At 40.6% G+C, this 3,592-nt stretch carries 4 protein-coding genes; 1 reads left to right on the forward strand and 3 read right to left on the reverse strand.

Features of this window, described 5'->3' with window-relative positions; all coding sequences use genetic code 11:
- Nucleotides 1-182: 182 nt before the first annotated feature.
- The 3 genes from hpf to ACXM1Q_RS08975 form a co-directional block, all read right to left on the reverse strand.
- A complete protein-coding gene (hpf, locus tag ACXM1Q_RS08965; RefSeq protein WP_458517763.1) occupies nucleotides 183-725 on the reverse strand; it encodes a ribosome hibernation-promoting factor, HPF/YfiA family in 543 nt (180 codons plus the stop codon).
- A gap of 80 nt (nucleotides 726-805) precedes the next feature.
- Nucleotides 806-1,471, reverse strand: coding sequence for a ComF family protein (locus tag ACXM1Q_RS08970; protein WP_458517764.1), 666 nt, complete (start codon nucleotides 1,469-1,471; stop codon nucleotides 806-808).
- Nucleotides 1,468-2,757 (reverse strand): DEAD/DEAH box helicase, encoded by a 1,290-nt coding sequence (locus tag ACXM1Q_RS08975; RefSeq protein ID WP_458517765.1) that lies wholly within the window; start codon nucleotides 2,755-2,757, stop codon nucleotides 1,468-1,470. Before ACXM1Q_RS08975 ends, ACXM1Q_RS08970 begins: the two co-directional genes overlap by 4 nt.
- A gap of 54 nt (nucleotides 2,758-2,811) precedes the next feature.
- Here ACXM1Q_RS08975 and ACXM1Q_RS08980 point away from each other — a divergent pair, with 54 nt between their 5' ends.
- A complete protein-coding gene (locus ACXM1Q_RS08980; protein WP_458517766.1) occupies nucleotides 2,812-3,465 on the forward strand; it encodes a YigZ family protein in 654 nt (217 codons plus the stop codon).
- The last annotated feature ends 127 nt before the right edge of the window (nucleotides 3,466-3,592 follow it).

The raw sequence follows: 3,592 nt of genomic DNA on the forward strand, positions 1-3,592 counted from the left end.
TTTTGAAGTTTTTTTGAATTCGTTCGTTTCAACCGAACTTTTATCTTTCATCTGTCCCGTTTAAGGAACTCTCCCTTCAGGACTTTATTAGTATACAACACTCTTTTTCACTTGGCAACACTTTTTTTAAATTTTTTTAAAAAAATAAGACTGGGATACTCCCAGCCTTATGATAACTGTATTTATTTAACTTCGAGAAGTCCGAAATCTCCGTCTTCACGTTTGTAAAGAACGTTCGTTGAATCATCCTCTGCATCTTTGTAAATAAAGAAGTCATGTCCAAGAAGATCCATTTGAAGGATTGCCTCTTCTACACTCATGGGTTTAAGATCGATTTGTTTAGAGCGTACAATATTGACTGACTCTTTTTCTTCTGACTCAACCAAATCGTCGGTGAAGATTTGACTAGTAGCAACTTTCGCTCTGTGTTTCTTCTCAATCTTAGTTTTGTTTTTGCGGATCTGACGATCAATTTTATCGACAACCAAGTCAACGGAACCATATAAATCTTGGGATACATCTTCTGCACGAAGTGTAAGTGAGCCAAGAGGGATGGTTACTTCAACTTTAGCAGTTTTTTCACGATATACCTTTAAATTGACCCGTACATCAAGTTCTTGATCTTCATGAAAATACTTAGAAAGCTTTTCAAGTTTTGCAGTAACATAATCACGAATTGCTTCTGTTACTTCAATATTTTCGCCACGGATACTATATTTAAACATATATATACCTTCCTTCTAAGCTAGAAGCTTTTCTATATATATAGTATAGCCTTTTCCTTTCAAAAATGCAAGCCCTTTCCTCATCTTGCAATGGAAAATGTGAAAACATTTTGACTTACGTTTTCATAAAGAACTTTCTTTGCCAGTGCTAGGGTCGCTCCCGTTGTATATACATCATCTACCAAAAGAATGCCGTTGGGAGCTTTCGAAGGATACTTCAATTCAAAGACCTGCTCCATTGCCATTCGCTCACTTCTCCCTTTTCCTATTTGGTGATCTACGTCTCTTTTTTTCAAGATTGAATGATAGGGAACTCCGGCAGCATCTAAGAATCCTTCAACTTGATTGAAGCCCCTTTCCTGGTAGCGGGATTCAGATACTGGTATTGGTACCACCATATACCCCTTCCATTTTTTTAGGCAAGCTTTTATTTCTTTGGCAAAAGTAAAACGAAGCTGGTAATCTCCCCATTGCTTATACCGAACAAAATAATGAGCCATGTTCTTCTCGTATTGGTAAAGTGCTGTATGACAAATAAGATTCCCTTGCTCCTTCCAAAGAAGACAATCGGAACATTGCTCTGAGCTCCCCGACTTCTTGCAGGATGGGCAGCAGTTCTCTTCAATTTTTTGAAAAGACTGTTGGCAAGTGGTGCACAAATATTCGTTGTTTTTTTCCATAAAAAATAAATCGGAAAAAATCAAAGGAGGTAAAAAGGATTTTTGGCAAAGGAGACAACTATTCAAAAACCTGCCTCCTTGTTCATCTGTTTGATTTCTTGAATGGCTCGTTTGGTCGCTCGAGTTTGCTCTTGAGCGAAAAAGTATACGAGGCCATTGGGACGTTCTTGACTGCGACCTACTCGTCCTGCTATCTGAACCAGGCTACTTTTGGTATAGAGAGAATGATCTGCCTCCAGAACAAATACATCTACCTTTGGAAAAGTAACACCTCGTTCCAAAATAGTCGTTGTTATCAAAATCTCTATCCTCCCTGTACGAAAATCTTCAACTAATTCCTTACGATATTGAGAACACGAGGAGACAAAAGCTACTCGGAGTTTGGGATAGAGTCTTAGTAATTGTAAATAGAAGGTCTCTCCCCATTGGATTAAAGGAAGAAAAATCAAAAGTGGAAAGCCCGTTTCTCGCTGCCTTTTGAAATGATACAGAAACTTCCTAGATAATCGCCCATTAGGTTGATAACCCGACCAATAGAATACTCGCGGTATAATCAAGGGATTTTTATGAAATCGTTTAGCCAAAGTCAAGCGATGTAATTCTCCTCTCTGCATCCTTCTTTCCAATAAAGGAGTTGTGGTTGCCGTTAGAAAATGAATCGGGGCATTAGGCTTTCGAGCTTGGTCAACTGCTGTATAGAGCTGCATGTTCTCATCAAAGGGAAAGGCATCTACCTCATCTACAATAAGTAGATCAAAAGCTTGATAAAAACGAAAAAGTTGAGGGATTGTGGCTACAATCAATTGACTCCTGCGATAAGCCTCCCCTTCAGCATATAGAAAACAGGAAGAAACTGAGAAAGCCATTTGTAGTCGATGGTATAGTTCCCGACAAACATCAATCCGAGGACTCGCCAAACCGACTACTCGCCCCTGATTAAAATAATCCGTGAGTAACGGATAAAGCATCTCTGTTTTCCCAGCACCAGTCACAGCATGGACCAAACAGGACTCCCCCTTTCTACTATAATCAAGAAGTTTCTGAGCTATTTTTTCTTGATCACTATTCAGTTGGCCTGACCAACGGCAAGTGTCTGCCGGTGAAAATTCTCGTTGCATCAGATAATACAGTTCCTCATCTGATCGGACACGCCCCATCTGGATGCAATTCCGACAATAGAAAGCCCCTTGTGGGAGGCGATTTGTTTCATCTAATTTACTCTGACATCTCTGACAAATCCATTGACCATTCACTTCTTGTATACCTGGCATTGTGTGAGCCACAGCCTTTAGATTATTCGGCCATTCGCTAGCTGGCAAACGACGGCCCCAATAATTTTTTTCATCTTCCATACTTCTTTATTCGAAAAAACTTGCTTTCTTTTCAACTTTTACTACAATAGAATTATGGAATTTAGAACAATTACTCAGGACGGCACTGCCGAACAAGATATTAAAAAATCCCGTTTCATTTGTCAGGCCAAAAGGGTCGAAAGCGAGGAAGAAGCACGTGCTTTCATTCAGGCTGTCAAAAAAGAACACTACAAGGCGACTCATAATTGCTCTGCTTTTATTCTCGGCGAAAAATCCGAAATCAAACGCTCGAGTGATGATGGTGAACCTAGTGGAACAGCTGGTGTCCCTATGCTCGGAGTCTTAGAAAACCATGATCTCACCAATGTCTGTGTGGTTGTCACCCGCTACTTTGGAGGAATAAAACTAGGGGCAGGGGGACTCATCAGGGCTTATGCATCTAGCGTTGCGCTCGCCATTAAAGAATTAGGAATTGTCCAACGTAAAGAACAAATCGGCTTACAAGTCGAGCTCTCCTACTCTCAATATCAGGAGTATGCAAATTTCCTCAAGGAACAAGAGTTAGAAGAATTCGATACCCAGTTCACCGATAAGGTTCAAACCCTTCTCTATCTAGATAAAGAATGTATCGAATCTGTCCAAGAGGCCCTAATCGATTTTTACCAAGGAAAGGTAAGCTATCAAGAGACTGAATTACGGGAAGTTGAGATCCCCCAACCCTTGTATCAAAACCAAGAAATCGAGTAGGTACTAATGCATAGTCCCTCTCACACCACCGTGCGTGCCGTTCGGCACACGGCGGTTCAGTTAACTTTTAACGCATGTCGTTTTAGGTAGTAATCGAGACAGCTGACCAGTCCTCGTTTGGCGAGGA

This window comes from Streptococcus sp. 10F2 (assembly GCF_054331515.2).

Bases quoted from the DNA above. Each gene is read 5' to 3' on its own strand.
- ACXM1Q_RS08975 (WP_458517765.1), bottom strand. From the start codon at position 2,757: ATGGAAGATGAAAAAAATTATTGGGGCCGTCGTTTGCCAGCTAGCGAA.
- ACXM1Q_RS08980 (WP_458517766.1), top strand. From the start codon at position 2,812: ATGGAATTTAGAACAATTACTCAGGACGGCACTGCCGAACAAGATATT.
- hpf (WP_458517763.1), bottom strand. From the start codon at position 725: ATGTTTAAATATAGTATCCGTGGCGAAAATATTGAAGTAACAGAAGCA.